Origin of the sequence: Providencia sp. PROV201 (assembly GCF_028479545.1) — a bacterium.
Classification (GTDB): domain Bacteria; phylum Pseudomonadota; class Gammaproteobacteria; order Enterobacterales; family Enterobacteriaceae; genus Providencia; species Providencia huaxiensis.
On sequence record NZ_JAMPNW010000014.1, the window covers coordinates 72143 to 87586 of the forward strand.

The following is a 15444-nucleotide window of genomic DNA, read 5'->3' on the forward strand; positions in this document are numbered from 1 at the left end:
GAATACTTGAATGGATAAGTTTTTAGTTAAAGGACCAACCCGCTTACAGGGTGAGGTCACTATATCTGGCGCAAAAAATGCGGCATTACCAATCCTGTTCGCTGCTCTATTGGCTGAAAAGCCAGTAGAAATACAGAATGTCCCTCATTTGAGGGACATTGACACAACGATTAAATTATTGAATCAACTAGGTACTAAAGTTAAACGCAATGGCTCAGTTTACGTCGATGCAAGCACTGTAACGACATACTGTGCGCCTTATGACCTCGTTAAAACCATGCGTGCATCCATCTGGGCTTTAGCGCCATTGGTCGCTCGTTTTGGCCACGGTGAAGTTTCTTTACCTGGAGGCTGTGCTATTGGTGCTCGCCCAGTTGATTTACATATTTCTGGTTTAGAGCAATTAGGCGCAAAAATTGTTTTAGAAGATGGTTATGTGAAAGCCACGGTTGATGGTCGCTTGAAAGGTGCTTGCATTGTGATGGATAAAGTCAGTGTGGGCGCGACAGTCTCTATTATGACGGCTGCGACCTTAGCTGAAGGAACCACAATCATCGAAAATGCGGCACGTGAACCTGAAATTGAAGATACAGCCAACTTCTTAAATACTCTTGGCGCAAAAATCACAGGCGCAGGTACTGACCGTATTGTTATAGAAGGTGTTGAACGTTTAGGTGGGGGGGTCTATAAAGTACTGCCTGACCGTATTGAAACAGGAACATTTTTAATTGCTGCAGCGGTTTCACGTGGCAAAGTCATCTGCCGTAATGCACGTCCAGATACACTCGATGCAGTGTTAGCTAAACTACGTGAAGCAGGAGCTAAAATTGAAATCGGTGATGACTGGATTAGCTTAGATATGGAAGGCAAGCGTCCAAAAGCAGTGACATTACGTACAGCACCACACCCTGGGTTCCCAACTGATATGCAAGCACAGTTTAGTTTACTCAATCTTGTTGCTGATGGGGCGGGGATGATCACTGAAACCATTTTTGAAAATCGTTTCATGCATATCCCTGAGCTAATTCGTATGGGTGCTCACGCTGAGATTGAAAGCAATACTGTGTTATGTCACGGTGTTGAAAAATTAACCAGCGCACAGGTAATGGCAACAGATTTACGCGCTTCTGCGAGTTTAGTTATTGCTGGCTGTATTGCTGAAGGGACAACAACAGTTGACCGTATTTATCATATTGACCGTGGTTATGAGCATATCGAAGATAAACTACGTGGCTTAGGTGCTGATATTCAGCGCGTGCATTCAGATGATTAATGCTTTGAAAAGGTGAATGAAGTGTTGGCTTCATTCATCTATTTGATAAATCAAAAAAGGTTGTTCGATATCGAACAACCTTTTTTACGAAAGACCGTTTTAAAATGATTATCCTGCCTGTTCATCAGGAATTTCTTCGATAATCACATCAATATTTTTAATTTCGCCATCTCGTAAAATCTGTACTGCGGTTTTGCTCCCGGGGCGGATTTCTGCAACTAAGTCCATGGTTTCTGCGGCTGAAATAGCCGGTTTGCCATCAACGGATAAAATGATGTCTCCTTGCAATATCCCCGCTTTGGCTGCGGGCCCGTTTGGGGCAACCTGGAAAACCCGTAACCCTTGTATTTGGTTAATATTATTGTTATTTGACCTAATTTGAGGCAGTTCGCGTGCTGTAATACCAATATAACCACGGATAACTCGACCATCACGAATTAGTTTATCCATGATTTTAGTCGCAAGGGCAGTAGGAATGGCAAAGCTTAAACCTTCAGAGCTAATGCCCTGGCCAGCAGTGAAAGAAAGCGTGTTGATTCCGACTAACTCACCTTCGGTATTAATTAATGCCCCACCAGAGTTACCCGAGTTGATTGAGGCATCTGTTTGCAGGAAATTTTGCCGGCGAGTAGAGCTTAGCCCTACGCGACCCGTTGCACTGATAATCCCCTGAGTAACAGTTTGACCTATATTGTAAGGGTTACCGATTGCAAGTACGACATCACCAACATGAGTGACTCGTTGTGTATTAATTGGAATAACAGGTAGGTTATCAGCGTCAATTTTCAGTACGGCGAGATCAGTTAATGGATCAGAACCAACCAATAGGGCATCAAAAATAGCACCATCTTGTAAAGCCACTAAGATTTGGTCTGGGTTATCAACGACATGTTTATTCGTGATAATGTAGCCATTTTGGCTCATGATCACACCTGAACCGAGAGACTTTAATTCACGTCCTGACTGGGAGAAGCTTCCTTTTGAACTGCTGTAAACATAGACCACTGCAGGTGCAGCACGACGTACAGCTTTGTTATAACTGACGGGTTCACTGCTTGTTTTACCATATAGTAAATCGGCTAAACCTTGAGGGCGCAAAGAAGGAACCGCAACGATAATAATCAATGCAGTCAACAGGCCAAGCATGACAGATAAAGTTAGCTTCTTCACCATAGGATATAGAATATTTAGTTATTGCTTAAACATGTTCTGAGCATAACACAAAAAAAAGGGTACAGCAGAGTGATACTGTACCCGTTTATTGATTTTCAGAGGGTTTTTGATGAATTAATTTTTCATCAGTAAATATAAGGTTTCACCATCACGTAATACTTTCATTGCTAACACCGGAGGTTTAGCGTCGATAATCTTACGGAATTGCTCAATAGTCTCAACACGAGCGTCATTGACACCAAAGATTAAATCACCTTTTACGAGGCCAATGGCTGCGGCTGGCGATTTTGGCGCCACGCTGTCAACTTGTACACCTTTAGTGTTGCTAACGGTTGCATTAGAAATTGTTGCACCTAATAACGATTCACTCAGTTTTTCTGCTTTTGTTGCTGAGCCTTCGTCGTTCTCAAGAACCACTTTGACTTCCATCGGTTTGCCTGAGCGAATTAAACCAATAGTGATCTCTTTACCAATTTGGCTGGTACCGATTTTAGCTCTTAACTCAGCAAAGCTATTAATGCGTTTACCATCAACAGAGACTAAAACGTCACCGGATTTAATACCTGCTTTAGCAGCCGATGATTTAGGTAAAACTTCACTTACGAAAGCACCACGCTGTGCATCAATATTAAATGCTTTAGCGATATCGGAGTTCATCTCGGTACCTTTGATACCTAAGATCCCGCGTTTTACTTCACCATGCTTAATTAACTGCTCGCTAAGGTTTTTAGCCATATTACTTGGGATCGCAAAACCGATACCGATATTACCGCCACCTGGTGCCAAAATAGCGGTATTAATACCGATTAATTCACCATTTAAGTTAACGAGTGCACCACCAGAGTTACCACGGTTAATGGAAGCATCGGTTTGGATAAAGTTTTCTAACCCTTCAAGGTTTAAGCCACTACGCCCCAGCGCAGAGATAATCCCTGATGTAGCTGTTTGGCCTAGGCCAAATGGGTTACCAACCGCAACAGCGAAGTCACCAACACGTAATTTGTCGGAGTCTGCAATACTAACCGCAGTTAAGTTTTTGATATCTTTTGCATTGCTTATTTTCAATAACGCGATATCAGTTTGTGGGTCTTTGCCAATTAAGTTAACCGCAATTTCACGGCCATCATTTAATTGAATTTGAATTTTGTCAGCACCATCAATTACATGATTGTTAGTTAAAATATAACCTTGCTGGGCGTCAATAATGACACCAGAGCCCAAGCCTTCAAATGGACGCACGCTTTGTTGTTGCTGTGGTATATTTGGGCCAAAAAAGAATTTAAGCTCTTCTGGAATTTGTTGGTTCTGTACGCGAGTACCAGACACATGAATATTCACTACAGCAGGCAATACTTTTTCAAGCATAGGGGCCAAGCTAGGCATGTTCTGGCTTTGTGCTGTAGCCGGTAAAGTGGCGGGTAATGCTGCACTGCTAACAGCAGGAATAGCCGCTAAAGATAACCCTAAACTCATTGCTACTGCGGTAAGAAAAAAGTTTTTTCTTTTCATAATTCAGTCGATTCTCTCAAGAATAAATTATTAACTCACTGTGAATGCAATTTTAGAAGAAACACAATGCGTTGATATAATATTGGTTGGTATCAGATTCAATTTTACTGATGACTATGACTACCGATTATGCGCAAAAGTTCCCATGACGGGTAGCGAATATCTACTCTTTTACATCTATTTACATGTGCTTTAAGTGAAACTTTAACTTCTATACACTATATAAATGAATTGTTAAATTATATTTGGATGGAAATCTTGTTCAGAATTATTAAATAAAAATTTAATAATGGAAGACATACGGAAAGTGACTAAATTTAGTGCGTTTTATAGAAAATCACCAGTAAGTGGTGCTTACTGGTGATAAAAGATAAAAATTTACTTTTCTTTCTCTTCGATAGGACGGAAAAGACCCGAAGCACCATCTGAGTAATCTCTTGGTGGCATTTTAACTGGCGCTTGGTCGTTATCCGCTTCAGATTCGGTTAAACGATAGTTAAATGGGTTGTCTTGTGCTGGCATATCAGGCATTAATTCAGATGAACTTTGTGCCATGTGTTGATATAGCTGACGGTAGTCACGCGCCATTTTATCCAATAATTCTGCGCTACGAGCAAAATGGCTAACAAGTTCTTTACGGTACTCTTCGAGTTCAGTACTTTTTTTGTCTAGCTCAGCTTGCGCTGTTTTTTGTTGGCGAAGCTTTGGGTTGCCATAGCGCACAACTAATGCACCGATGATAAAACCCACAATCAATCCGATTAATGCATACTCCCAGGTCATGCTGACTCCTTCATTACTTCAATGTTCACAGATTCAATGTTCGCAGAAATTAGTGTTGTTACCGTTACTATACCTTAAATAATTCAAGTTGCATGTAAGCGTCAAGTAAAGCACCTTAACATATTGTAATCTGACTAGTTAAGTGATGACAAAATCTACAAGCCTTGAAGTCGACAGGTTAAATTAGCCAACAACTTATTAAGAGTGGAATCTTAAATCGAATTTCCTTACTCTATAGCGGCTCGTTAACCGAAAGTTAAATGATAACTGAATCTGGTTATAATAAAGGCAGTGTATATCAAATAACGGTAAAAAAACCGAAAAATTTTTAAGGATTATTCAGTTAATGTCGCAGATGACCCCTACAATGCGTTATCAACAAGCGCTTGCTGATGGCAACTATCAGCCAGATGACGTCCAAAGGCTCGCTGTGGAACGCTTGGATAAAATATATCAGCAGCTTGTTAATGCAACTTCTTCCACTTTACAAGATAAGCCTTCAGGTTTAAAGCAACGCTTTAGTCGTCTTTTAGGTAAAACGTCAACAGCACCGATTATCCCCGTGCAAGGGCTCTATATGTGGGGAGGGGTAGGACGTGGGAAAACATGGCTAATGGATATGTTTTACGAAAGTTTACCAGGTACCCGTAAACTTCGCTTACATTTTCATCGCTTTATGAAAAAAGTACAAGAAGATTTGATAGCATTGCAAGGGCAAGAGAACCCGCTAGATATTATTGCGGATGAGTTTAAAAAACAAACAGATGTGTTGTGTTTTGATGAGTTTTTTGTGTCAGACATTACCGACGCTATGATCCTTGGCACTTTGCTTGAAGGGCTCTTTGCTCGAGGCATTACACTGGTCGCTACCTCAAATATCATCCCTGATAATCTCTATCGTAACGGTTTGCAGCGAGCGCGTTTCCTGCCTGCTATTGAGCAAATTAAAAAATACTGTGATGTGATGAATGTCGATGCAGGCATTGATTACCGCTTAAGGACTTTAACTCAAGCACATCTTTTTTTATCCCCGATTAATTCTCAAAACCGTCAGCATTTGGATGAGGTTTTCATTAAATTGGCAGGTAAGAAAGGAGAACAACATCCCGTCTTAGAGGTTAACCATCGTAAGATGCAAGCTATTCATGCAGCGGAAGGGGTGTTAGCCATCGAGTTTAAAGTGTTGTGTGAAGAGCCTCGTAGTCAAAATGATTATATTTACCTATCAAATTGCTACCACACCGTGTTGTTGTACAATGTGCCCGTGATGGGAACAACAGATGAAAACCCAGCACGTCGTTTTTTGGCATTAATTGATGAGTTTTACGAACGAAAAGTTAAATTGGTTATTAATGCGGAAGTGCCAATGGAATCGCTGTATCAAGGGAAACTTTTGGCTTTCGAGTACCAGCGTTGCTTGTCTCGATTACAAGAAATGCAAAGTGAAGAGTACTTGAAAATACCGCATTTAACTTAAGGGAGTAATCAAACAGGGTTGTTAGCAAAAGTTACCTGGATTGCATAATTTAAGTACAAAATGCGATGTTTATTCGAGCAAACGTAAAAAAAATGCATTTGGGGTCGATTTTTGTTTCTGACTTCTCTATAATCTTGCGACCCCACGTTACAGCGTTATTTTTTATTTCCCAAAAAATAACGCATAAATGCCAGTTAGGCTGCTCGAAGGGGTAGGTTTACTGGACAAAGAGTCGTGTGAACCTCAGAAAGCTTATGAACATGAGTGTTCACCAACGTGTAACTTCAATATTGGGTAAGTTTTAATGAAAACTTTTACAGCTAAACCAGAGACCGTAAAACGCGACTGGTACGTTGTTGATGCAGATGGCAAAACTTTAGGCCGTCTTGCAACTGAAATTGCTAGCCGTCTGCGCGGTAAGCATAAAGCGGAATACACTCCGCACGTGGATACTGGTGATTACATCATCGTTCTGAATGCAGAAAAAATTGCTGTTACCGGCAATAAACGCGAAGACAAAATCTACTATCGCCACACTGGCCATGTAGGTGGAATCAAGCAAGCAACTTTCGAAGAAATGATTGCTCGCAGTCCTGAGCGTGTGCTTGAAATCGCGGTTAAAGGCATGTTGCCAAAAGGACCTCTGGGTCGTGCAATGTACCGTAAACTGAAAGTTTACGCAGGTAATGAGCACAACCACGCGGCTCAACAACCGCAAGTTCTTGACATTTAATCGGGATTATAGCAATGGCTGAAAATCAATACTACGGCACTGGTCGCCGCAAAAGCTCATCTGCTCGTGTCTTTATTAAGCCGGGTAGCGGTAACATCACAATCAATCAACGTACACTGGAACAATACTTTGGTCGCGAAACTGCGCGCATGGTAGTTCGTCAGCCGTTAGAATTGGTTGAAATGTTGGAAAAATTGGATCTGTACATCACTGTTAAAGGTGGTGGTATTTCAGGTCAGGCAGGCGCAATCCGTCACGGTATTACACGTGCACTGATGGCTTATGATGAGACTCTTCGTTCTGATCTGCGTAAAGCTGGTTTCGTTACCCGTGATGCGCGTTCTGTTGAACGTAAAAAAGTGGGTCTGCGCAAAGCACGTCGTCGTCCACAGTTCTCCAAACGTTAATTTATTACCCTTTGGGTATAAAATTGATGAAAAAACCCGTCTTAATGACGGGTTTTTTATTGTCTATTGTTTTACTTATATTTTTATTATTAATGATAGAATAACTGCGACTAATCATGATGCTTTATAAAAGAACGAATATATAGTTTAAAGAGAAAATAATAGTTTAGCCTAAAATTAAAAATAATTATTAGTTAACTGAATTGGCATATCTTTAATGAATACGACTCAAAATATGGAGTTAACTTTAGGGTTTTTATTCTTTATTTTTGATTTAATTTTTAATTAAATTCTAGTTTCCTTCCTGTTTCTTTCTTGTTATGAAATAAATCTATGATTTTTTCGATGTGCCGCCCCTAAGTTGTACAAAATCTGTTAGAATATGCCCCTGTTTTTTTATTTCACATTTCTCGCCTTTACTGTGCGGGAGGGTTGTGTTGACTTTCAATATGGATAAATGAAAGTTAAACACAGGGGATTTTAAAATGGGTAATGGGTAATTAAAAATTAATTACATTTCGTCCATTTTGTATTTTGGAGGTTTTAATGGCTGTCGCTCCTAATAAACGTTCGGTAATGACATTGTTCTCTGGCCCTACTGACATTTTTAGCCATCAGGTACGTATTGTGCTGGCTGAAAAAGGGGTAAGTGTTGAAATTGAACATGTCGAACCCGGTCATCTGCCTCAAGATCTGATCGATCTCAACCCATATCAGAGCGTTCCAACATTAGTTGACCGTGACCTGACTCTCTATGACCCACACATTATCATGGAATACCTTGATGAGCGTTTTCCTCATCCGCCATTAATGCCAGTTTACCCTGTTGCGCGTGGTACTAGCCGTCAATTGATGCACCGCATTCAAAATGATTGGTATTCATTAATGAGTAAAATAGAGAACGGCAGTGCGCAAGAAGCCGCAAATGCTCGTCGTCAGCTGTCTGAAGAGTTGATCGCTGTTTCTCCTGTTTTTGCTGAAATGGAATTCTTTATGAGTGAAGAATTCAGTCTCGTAGATTGCTATTTAGCACCATTATTATGGCGTTTACCTGTTCTTGGTATTGAATTGAACCCATCTAGCAGCAAATACTTGCAGTTATATATGCAACGTGTGTTTGCACGTGACGCATTCTTAGCATCGTTGACTGAATCTGAGCGCGAAATGCGTTTGTCTACAAGAGGCTAAAAGAATGATGGAAATGACAGCAATGTCACCACGTCGCCCTTATTTGTTACGTGCCCACTATGAGTGGTTGCTTGATAACGATATGACTCCGCATTTGGTGGTTGATGTCACCGTTCCTGCTGTTAACGTTCCTATGGAATTTGCCCGTGATGGGCAAATTGTGTTGAATGTTGCGCCAAGAGCTGTTGGTAATTTTGAAATAACCAATGATGAAGTGCGTTTTAATGCTCGTTTTGGTGGAATACCTCGCCAAGTTTATGTCCCTATGGCCGCAATTATGGCGGTATATGCACGTGAAAATGGGGCTGGAATGATGTTTGAGCCTGAAGCTGCTTATGATGCAGAGTTATCAGCAGGTTTTGAACACGTTGAAGAACCTGAAGACAACATTACTTTAGTTCATGAAGCTGAATCTGTGGATGAAAAGTCACATGAGCCATCAGGGGATGAACCACCACGACCACCAAAAGGTAGGCCTTCTTTAAGGGTTGTTAAATAACCTATTAGGCGGGTTAGCAGCAAATTATAAGAACAGGGGGGAAACCCTCTGTTTTTATATTCCCTCTATGTTCAAATAAATGGATAACTAAACCCCTAGAAATAACAAAATACCTTCAGCAGCATTACGCCCATCATCAATCGCAGTCACAACAAGATCTGAACCTCTTATTATATCTCCACCAGCAAACACTTTTTCATGGGAAGTTTGAAAAGGGATGGGACTATTACGGTTTGCTAAAATATGACCATACTTATCACGCTTGATTAACGCGTTATTCAACCAAACTTGGTCATGAGGTGCAAATCCATAAGCCACAATTACGGCATCGGCTTCGATAAAAAATGTTGAATCATCAATGAGTTCTAATTGATAGCGGCCATTTTCTAATTTGCCATTTTGTGTGCGAGTGGCGTAAACCCCTGTAAGCTGTTGTTGCTCATTAACGACAAACTGAGTGACTTGCAAATTAAAGTGGAACTGAGCGCCTTCATCTAATGCATTGACGACTTCTTTTCGTGAGGCTGGCAGACTTTGTTCATCTCTACGATAGAGACAACTAACTTGCTTCGCTCCTTGGCGAATAGCGCTACGAACACAATCCATCGCGGTATCTCCACCTCCTAATACGATAACGCTTTTTGAGTGTAAATTGATATAGGGCTCATCATTAGGAATAGGAAGTTGCATTAAATGGCGCGTATTTGCGATTAGGTAGGGGAGTGATTCAAAAACGCCTTGAATCGGTTTTTTAGGCACGTTGCCTCGAATTGCTTGGTAAGTACCAGTACCAATAAAAATAGCGTCATAAGTGCAAAGAAGCTCATCTAGAGAGATATCTGTACCCACCTCGGTATTCAATTGAAACTGAATGCCCATTTCTGTAAATATTTCTCGTCTTTGGACCATTAATTTCTTTTCTAATTTAAATGAGGGAATGCCAAAAGTTAGTAATCCCCCTATCTCAGGGTGTTTATCAAAAACGACGACATTTACACCATTTCGAATAAGTACATCAGCGCAAGAAAGGCCTGCAGGGCCTGCACCAACAATGGCGACACGTTTGTTTACAGAGCGAATAGGGGAAGAGGTTGGACGCCATCCCATCTCAAAGGCGGTATCATTAACATATCGTTCAATATGACCGATAGTAACAGAACCTGTTGTATCATGAAGTACACATGCTAATTCGCAGAGTTTTTCTTGTGGGCAAACGCGCCCACAGATCTCAGGTAAGCTATTGGTATGATGAGATAATTCAGCCGCTTCAATTATTTTTCCTTCAGCAGCAAGTTTGAGCCACTTTGATATTGGGTTATGTAACGGGCACTTCCATTCACAAAAAGGGCTACCACAAGCGAGGCAGCGGCTCGCTTGCTGTTGTACATCAACGGCATTATCGGACTCATAGATTTCAGTAAACGCTATTTTGCGGATTGCCAGCGCTTTTTTGAGCGGTTCGCGACGTTGGTGACCGAAAATATTCGAACTCATGGTATTCCTTACTGAATTTTGTCTGATTTTACTTGAGATAGCTTGGGCTTTTACTGTGATTTTAGCGGCCTTACCCAAAGAACAATAGTGCTATTATTTTGATTTTTATGTGATTATGATTAAAAGTTATCCGAAATGAACTTTTACTTTATCTAATAGAAAGAAAATACCTGATTGTTTTTTATCATTAATCGTAAAAAATGGCTATTGAATGAGCAGGATCGACATTTCGAGTGAATAATCATCCGAAACTGCCTTGTTTGATATATGATTCAAAGAGAATTTAACTAAGGGGTGGTTATGAAAGTACTTCGCGGCCTGGCGCAATACTATGTCGATTTAATGATGAAGCTCGGTCTAGTGCGTTTTTCTCTGTTACTTGCAGCTGCATTGGTTGTTCTCGCCATGATAATGCAAATGGCAGTGACAATTGTTTTAAGAGGGCATGTTGATAGCCTCGACATGGTGGGGTCAATTTTCTTTGGGTTAATTATTACTCCATTGGCCGTCTATTTTTTGTCGGTGGTGGTTGAGCAACTTGAAGAGTCTCGGCAGCGTTTATCGCGAATGGTTGATAAACTTGAAGTTATGCGAAAGCGTGATGCGGATTTAAACATTCAATTGCAGGGAAATATTGAACAACTTAACCTTGAGATTCTCGAACGAGAAAAGGCCGAGCGCGCTCACTTAGAGCTCCTTGAGCAATTAAAACAAGAAATGAAATACCGTGAGCAGACACAGATTGAACTTGAGCAGCAATCTGTATTACTTCGTTCATTCTTAGATGCTTCTCCTGACTTAGTCTATTACCGCAATGAAAATAATGAGTTTTCGGGATGTAACCGAGCAATGGAACTGTTGACTGGGAAAAGTGAAAAACACTTAGTTGGGTTAACGCCATTAGATATTTATGATGTTGAAATTGCCTCCAAGGTTATGGAAACCGATGAAAAAGTTTTTCGTCATAATGTTTCTCTCACTTATGAACAATGGCTGGTATATCCAGATGGCCGTAAAGCCTGTTTTGAGCTCCGTAAAGTGCCTTTTTATGACCGAGTTGGCAAACGACATGGCCTGATGGGCTTTGGGCGTGACATAACGGAGCGTAAACGCTATCAGGAAGCGTTAGAGAACGCGAGTAGGGAGAAAACCACCTTTATTTCTACAATCAGCCACGAGCTTCGTACACCCCTTAACGGCATTGTTGGTTTGAGTCGAATTTTATTAGACACCGATTTAACTTCGGAACAATCTAGCTATTTAAAAACTATTCATGTTAGTGCCGTCACTTTGGGTAATATATTCAATGATATTATTGAGATGGATAAAATTGAACGCCGTAAAGTTCAGTTAGATAACCAGCCAATCACATTATCTGAATTTGTGAATGACTTAGAGAATTTAAGTGGGTTATTGGTACAGCCAAAAGGGCTTAAATTTGTCATGGACGTTGCGCCTGCATTACCCAAAACGGTTTTAACCGATGGGACTCGTTTACGGCAAGTCCTATGGAATTTAATTGGTAATGCAGTTAAGTTCACGCAGAAAGGTGAAGTGAAGCTTAGTATTTGGCAAGAAGCTGAAAATAAATTGTTTTTTAGAGTTCAGGATAGCGGCATAGGCATACCGAAAGATGAGTTAGATAAAATCTTTGCAATGTATTATCAAGTAACAGATTCTGCTGGTGGTAAACCCGCTACGGGGACGGGGATTGGGCTTTCTGTATCTCGTCGCTTAGCACAAAATATGGGAGGCGATATACAAGTTGAAAGTGAAATAGGCCAAGGTTCCACTTTTACTTTATCCATTACAGCGCCAGTTGTTGAAAATAATGTTATTGAACAGCAAGATCCTGAAGACGATTACCCATTGCCAGCATTGCATATTCTACTCGTAGAAGATATTGAACTGAATGTTGTTGTTGCTTGTTCTGTATTAGAAAATTTAGGCAACACGGTCGACGTGGCAATGAATGGTAAAGATGCCCTCGAGATGTTTGCCCCTGGGGAATATGACTTAGTTTTATTGGATATTCAATTACCTGATATGACAGGCTTAGATATCTCAAGGCAACTAAAACAGCAGTATGATAAGCAAGACCTGCCACCATTAATTGCATTAACTGCAAATGTTCTCAAAGATAAGAAAGAATACTTTGATGCAGGTATGGATGGCGTATTGAGTAAACCATTATCAGTTCCTGCATTGACCCAAGTTATTGAGCAATTTTGGGGTGAGCAATCTGTTCAACCTGAAGAAGCATCGAATGACCGTGAGGCTTCAAGTGTTGATGAGTCAATATTAGATTGCGATATGCTAGAGCAGTATATTGAATTAGTTGGCCCTAAGCTTATTTATGATGGGCTAGATGTCTTTGAAAAAATGCTTCCAGGCTACTTAGCTATTCTTGACTCGAACATGGTGGCTAAAGACCAAAAAGGCATTGTTGAGGAAGCCCACAAAATCAAAGGAGCGGCAGGCTCTGTTGGCTTAAAGAACTTACAGAAAATAGCACAACAGATTCAATCTCCTGAATTACCAGCATGGTGGGACAATGTACAGGAATGGGTGGATGAACTAAAACAAGATTGGAAAGCAGATATAGAAACTTTGAGAAACTGGGTTGATGAACGTACCAAAAAATAACCCCAACCGAAGTTGGGGTGCGCGAATACTGCGCCAACACCAGGGAAATCGTTGATCTGCATGTGTTTTTTGTTTTTTGCAAATCATTAAATTAGGTATATCACTGTAAAGGGCAACATCAAGATACCAAAATTTAGCGAATCTGTTACAAGATTCATTAAAATCTGTGATGAAGATTGATGTTTATGCACCTTAGCGCTTGAGAGATAATTTACTACAAATGGAGGAAGATATGAAATCAATTGCGGTTATTTTAAGTGGCTGTGGTGTTTTTGATGGAAGTGAGATCCATGAGTCAGTGCTAACTATGTTAGCTTTGAGTCAAAATAATGCTGAAATTCACTTTTTTGCACCTGATGAGCTACAACCTACTGTTATTAATCATATGACTGGGGAGTCTAAATCAGAAAAACGCAATCAAATGGAAGAATCTTCACGTATTACACGTGGGAAAATATCGCCTTTGTCATCAGCTGATGCTTCAACGCTAGATGCCCTCATAATTCCTGGTGGTTTTGGTGCCGCAAAAAATTTATGTGATTTTGCAGTTAAAGGAAGTGAGTGTGTAATTAATAAAGAACTATTAAGTTTAGTACGCCAAATGCACCAACAGAAAAAGCCGCTAGGGCTGATGTGTATTGCTCCTGTGATGCTTCCTAAAATGTTAAATACATCAGTAGTACTAACTATTGGTAATGATAGTGAAACGATTGCTCAAATAGAAATTATGGGAGGAAAGCATATTGAATGTGCTGTTGATGACATTGTAATTGATGAAGTTAACCGAGTTGTTACAACACCTGCTTATATGCTGGCTCAATCAATTTCTGAAGCAAATACGGGCATTAATAAGCTTGTTAAGAAAGTATTGGAAATGGCGTGATTATTTGAATGCGAACTATTGTTTCTAAATTATGGCACTGGTTAAAGAAGATCACATTTTCATTACTTGTGGTGTGGATTTGTTCAGTCGTTTTATTTAAATACATACCAGTGCCTTTTTCTGCGGTGATGATCGAACGACAAATTACCGCATGGGTAAACTTAAATTTTTCTTACGTATCTCGTTCTGAATGGGTAGACGAAAATCACATTTCTCCGTATGTTTATTTAGCGGTAATTGCTGCAGAAGATCAAAATTTTCCTCATCACTGGGGTTTCGACCTTGATGCAATCGAGCGTGCTTACAAACACAACTTGAGCAATAAACAAACAATTAGAGGGGCTTCAACTATCTCCCAGCAAACAGTAAAAAACTTGTGGTTATGGGATGGGAGAAGCTGGCTAAGAAAGGGCCTAGAGACAGTAATGACTCCTGTTATGGAGCTGTTGTGGTCAAAGCAAAGGGTTTTGACTGTTTATCTTAATATAGTTGAGTTTGGTGATGGAGTTTTTGGGGTTGAAGAGGCTGCAAATAAATTCTTTAATAAGCCTGCTAGCAAGCTCTCAATGAGTGAGGCTGCGCTATTAGCTGCAGTTCTTCCTAATCCTCATAGATATAGCGTAAAAAAACCATCTTCTTACGTCCTCAAAAGGCAAGCTTGGATCTTGAATCAAATGCACTTATTAGGAGGTAAGAATTATCTGAAAATAAACCAATTGATGGATGAATAAGAAAAAAGCCATGGTTTTTCTCTCACGGCTTTTGTATTTATAACAATATATTATTGTTTATGATTAATTAAGATAAGTGAAAGCAGTCGTTACTCGACGAACACCATCTGTTTCACTGGCGATTTTAGCCGCCGCATCACCTTCTTGCCTTGTTAAAACACCTAGCAAGAAAACCTCACCATTTTCAGTAATAACTTTTACACTACCAGATTTAACACTATCACTAGCAAGGATTTTAGATTTCACTTTGGTTGTTAACCAAGTGTCTTTTGAAGCAGTTCCCAAATCAACGGGCTCTCCACTACGGACTTCATTATAAACTGCGATGGTGCCATCAACGTTAGAGGCTATTTGTTTTGCTCGTTCAGCCCAAGCCATATCAGGGCTTTGGCCAGTTAACAGCACATTACCTTTATAAGCGGTCGCAATGATACGAGCCTTACCTGTGATATCCTTATCTTTATTCAGTTGTCCACTAACCCTAGCTTCTAAGGTCCCATCGTCAACTTGTTGACCAACTGTACGAGGGTCTGTGGCACTTTTCGTTGCAACGGCCGCAGAACCTACGACGGCAGCCCCTATACAGCCTTGTAATAGAACAGTACTGATGACTATGGCAAAAATTGGTATTAATCGCATTTTGTCTCC

14 protein-coding genes are annotated in these 15444 nt (G+C 40.4%); 9 read left to right on the plus strand and 5 right to left on the minus strand.

The window, feature by feature from the left end; genetic code table 11:
- The first annotated feature begins 10 nt into the window (after positions 1 to 10).
- A complete protein-coding gene (murA, locus tag PR809_RS12890; RefSeq protein WP_102137921.1) occupies positions 11 to 1273 on the plus strand; it encodes a UDP-N-acetylglucosamine 1-carboxyvinyltransferase in 1263 nt (420 codons plus the stop codon).
- 108 nt (positions 1274 to 1381) lie between these two features.
- Here murA and degS read toward each other — a convergent pair whose 3' ends face one another.
- From degS to zapG, 3 genes are all read right to left on the minus strand, one after another.
- Complete coding sequence (degS, locus tag PR809_RS12895; RefSeq protein ID WP_195697720.1) at positions 1382 to 2446, minus strand: outer membrane-stress sensor serine endopeptidase DegS; 1065 nt, start codon at positions 2444 to 2446, stop codon at positions 1382 to 1384.
- A gap of 114 nt (positions 2447 to 2560) precedes the next feature.
- Complete coding sequence (locus PR809_RS12900; protein WP_102137919.1) at positions 2561 to 3955, minus strand: Do family serine endopeptidase; 1395 nt, start codon at positions 3953 to 3955, stop codon at positions 2561 to 2563.
- Positions 3956 to 4333: 378 nt separating this feature from the next.
- Positions 4334 to 4738 (minus strand): Z-ring associated protein ZapG, encoded by a 405-nt coding sequence (gene zapG, locus PR809_RS12905; protein ID WP_004908297.1) that lies wholly within the window; start codon positions 4736 to 4738, stop codon positions 4334 to 4336.
- A gap of 346 nt (positions 4739 to 5084) precedes the next feature.
- Here zapG and zapE point away from each other — a divergent pair, with 346 nt between their 5' ends.
- The 5 genes from zapE to sspB all read left to right on the plus strand — a co-directional run bounded on the left by zapE (position 5085) and on the right by sspB (position 9042).
- Positions 5085 to 6215, plus strand: a complete 1131-nt coding sequence (gene zapE / locus PR809_RS12910) for a cell division protein ZapE (RefSeq protein ID WP_206277133.1) — start codon at positions 5085 to 5087, stop codon at positions 6213 to 6215.
- Between the two features lie 304 nt (positions 6216 to 6519).
- Complete coding sequence (rplM, locus tag PR809_RS12915) at positions 6520 to 6948, plus strand: 50S ribosomal protein L13 (protein ID WP_004258237.1); 429 nt, start codon at positions 6520 to 6522, stop codon at positions 6946 to 6948.
- Positions 6949 to 6962: 14 nt separating this feature from the next.
- Positions 6963 to 7355: a 30S ribosomal protein S9 gene (rpsI, locus tag PR809_RS12920; protein ID WP_004258235.1), complete on the plus strand. Its 393-nt coding sequence runs from the start codon at positions 6963 to 6965 to the stop codon at positions 7353 to 7355.
- Positions 7356 to 7901: 546 nt separating this feature from the next.
- Positions 7902 to 8543: a stringent starvation protein SspA gene (sspA, locus tag PR809_RS12925; RefSeq protein ID WP_004258227.1), complete on the plus strand. Its 642-nt coding sequence runs from the start codon at positions 7902 to 7904 to the stop codon at positions 8541 to 8543.
- 7 nt (positions 8544 to 8550) lie between these two features.
- Positions 8551 to 9042, plus strand: a complete 492-nt coding sequence (sspB, locus tag PR809_RS12930; RefSeq protein WP_181490174.1) for a ClpXP protease specificity-enhancing factor — start codon at positions 8551 to 8553, stop codon at positions 9040 to 9042.
- 87 nt (positions 9043 to 9129) lie between these two features.
- Here sspB and PR809_RS12935 read toward each other — a convergent pair whose 3' ends face one another.
- The gene (locus PR809_RS12935) at positions 9130 to 10536 is read right to left on the minus strand and encodes an FAD-dependent oxidoreductase (protein WP_206276419.1); all 1407 of its coding nucleotides are present in this window, start codon (positions 10534 to 10536) and stop codon (positions 9130 to 9132) included.
- 300 nt (positions 10537 to 10836) lie between these two features.
- Here PR809_RS12935 and arcB point away from each other — a divergent pair, with 300 nt between their 5' ends.
- The 3 genes from arcB to mtgA all read left to right on the plus strand — a co-directional run bounded on the left by arcB (position 10837) and on the right by mtgA (position 14796).
- Entirely contained in the window at positions 10837 to 13182 is a 2346-nt protein-coding gene (gene arcB / locus PR809_RS12940) for an aerobic respiration two-component sensor histidine kinase ArcB (RefSeq protein ID WP_206276420.1), read from the plus strand.
- Positions 13183 to 13414: 232 nt separating this feature from the next.
- Complete coding sequence (gene elbB / locus PR809_RS12945) at positions 13415 to 14065, plus strand: isoprenoid biosynthesis glyoxalase ElbB (RefSeq protein ID WP_102137914.1); 651 nt, start codon at positions 13415 to 13417, stop codon at positions 14063 to 14065.
- A gap of 8 nt (positions 14066 to 14073) precedes the next feature.
- Positions 14074 to 14796, plus strand: coding sequence for a monofunctional biosynthetic peptidoglycan transglycosylase (gene mtgA, locus PR809_RS12950; RefSeq protein ID WP_166264327.1), 723 nt, complete (start codon positions 14074 to 14076; stop codon positions 14794 to 14796).
- 63 nt (positions 14797 to 14859) lie between these two features.
- On the opposite strand, the gene dolP is transcribed toward mtgA, so the two are convergent.
- Positions 14860 to 15435, minus strand: coding sequence for a division/outer membrane stress-associated lipid-binding lipoprotein (gene dolP, locus PR809_RS12955; protein ID WP_102137912.1), 576 nt, complete (start codon positions 15433 to 15435; stop codon positions 14860 to 14862).
- Positions 15436 to 15444: the final 9 nt, after the last annotated feature.

Coding starts and splice junctions, on each gene's coding strand:
- elbB (WP_102137914.1), top strand. CDS start 13,415: ATGAAATCAATTGCGGTTATTTTAAGTGGCTGTGGTGTTTTTGATGGA.
- zapG (WP_004908297.1), bottom strand. CDS start 4,738: ATGACCTGGGAGTATGCATTAATCGGATTGATTGTGGGTTTTATCATC.
- PR809_RS12900 (WP_102137919.1), bottom strand. CDS start 3,955: ATGAAAAGAAAAAACTTTTTTCTTACCGCAGTAGCAATGAGTTTAGGG.
- degS (WP_195697720.1), bottom strand. CDS start 2,446: ATGGTGAAGAAGCTAACTTTATCTGTCATGCTTGGCCTGTTGACTGCA.
- arcB (WP_206276420.1), top strand. CDS start 10,837: ATGAAAGTACTTCGCGGCCTGGCGCAATACTATGTCGATTTAATGATG.
- PR809_RS12935 (WP_206276419.1), bottom strand. CDS start 10,536: ATGAGTTCGAATATTTTCGGTCACCAACGTCGCGAACCGCTCAAAAAA.
- dolP (WP_102137912.1), bottom strand. CDS start 15,435: ATGCGATTAATACCAATTTTTGCCATAGTCATCAGTACTGTTCTATTA.
- sspA (WP_004258227.1), top strand. CDS start 7,902: ATGGCTGTCGCTCCTAATAAACGTTCGGTAATGACATTGTTCTCTGGC.
- rpsI (WP_004258235.1), top strand. CDS start 6,963: ATGGCTGAAAATCAATACTACGGCACTGGTCGCCGCAAAAGCTCATCT.
- sspB (WP_181490174.1), top strand. CDS start 8,551: ATGGAAATGACAGCAATGTCACCACGTCGCCCTTATTTGTTACGTGCC.
- zapE (WP_206277133.1), top strand. CDS start 5,085: ATGTCGCAGATGACCCCTACAATGCGTTATCAACAAGCGCTTGCTGAT.
- mtgA (WP_166264327.1), top strand. CDS start 14,074: ATGCGAACTATTGTTTCTAAATTATGGCACTGGTTAAAGAAGATCACA.
- murA (WP_102137921.1), top strand. CDS start 11: ATGGATAAGTTTTTAGTTAAAGGACCAACCCGCTTACAGGGTGAGGTC.
- rplM (WP_004258237.1), top strand. CDS start 6,520: ATGAAAACTTTTACAGCTAAACCAGAGACCGTAAAACGCGACTGGTAC.